This is a genomic window from Pseudomonas juntendi, from assembly GCF_009932375.1.
Taxonomy (GTDB): Bacteria; Pseudomonadota; Gammaproteobacteria; order Pseudomonadales; family Pseudomonadaceae; genus Aquipseudomonas; species Aquipseudomonas juntendi.
The window spans coordinates 1-735 of record NZ_BLJG01000406.1; the positions used below are offsets into that span (position 1 = coordinate 1).

The window sequence follows — 735 nt, forward strand, 5'->3', positions numbered from 1 at the left end:
AACCTAATCGATAAGAAACTAGTTGGTATTGCCTTTGATATCCCACTGATACATAAGCCACGGGCTAATACGCCTCCGCCAAGTAAAAAGCCGTTCCTAGACGGTTGGTTGGGCGTTGACAACGATAGTGGCTATACAAATGTGCCTTTCTATGGGGAGGAATCCATACCTAGGGAAGGCAAATCCCAGCCAAATTTCGTGTTCCCCCGGAAAAAACCAAATCCCGCTCCTAACGCGCAACCAGATCTCGGTACCGGCATAAGTAAATCTGGTATAAGAGACGACTCAAGGCTTGCTGCTACAGGAATGCTCATCTTCGGTGGTGCTATTGGCGCCGTCGGGGGTGCCATTTATTACATATCAAAAAAAATCAGAAATGATTGAGTCCAGTCTTTGCCAGGCTAGTGTAATAGCGGGCAGAAAGGGCCAAGCTGATTTGGACCTTGCGGCGAATTTCAACAACGCGCCTACGGCGACAACATTTTCCGTTTTTTCCACTTACCTGTAGGACGTTTCTGAATTACAGTCACAAGCCGCTTAAGCCATTGCGATGATCTGGGTTGGGCTCTAGTCTCGGGCGGTCGCTGCGAAATCAGCGACCGGCTTTGACAGGCCGCACTCGTCAACCACATGGCTTTTGCCGTTATGGCAGCTGTGCATGGGGCACTCATGTGCGCCGGGTTTTGGTTGACCTACCGGTCTGTCAACCCATGGCCACCTTCCTCATCCTTGTTT

Annotated in this window: 1 protein-coding gene; it reads left to right on the plus strand. The window is 50.2% G+C overall.

All coding sequences use genetic code 11. The annotated features are described in order from the left end of the window. Nucleotides 1–384: hypothetical protein (locus GYA94_RS27965; protein WP_218031615.1), on the plus strand; the 384-nt coding region annotated here is incomplete at its 5' end. Nucleotides 385–735: the final 351 nt, after the last annotated feature.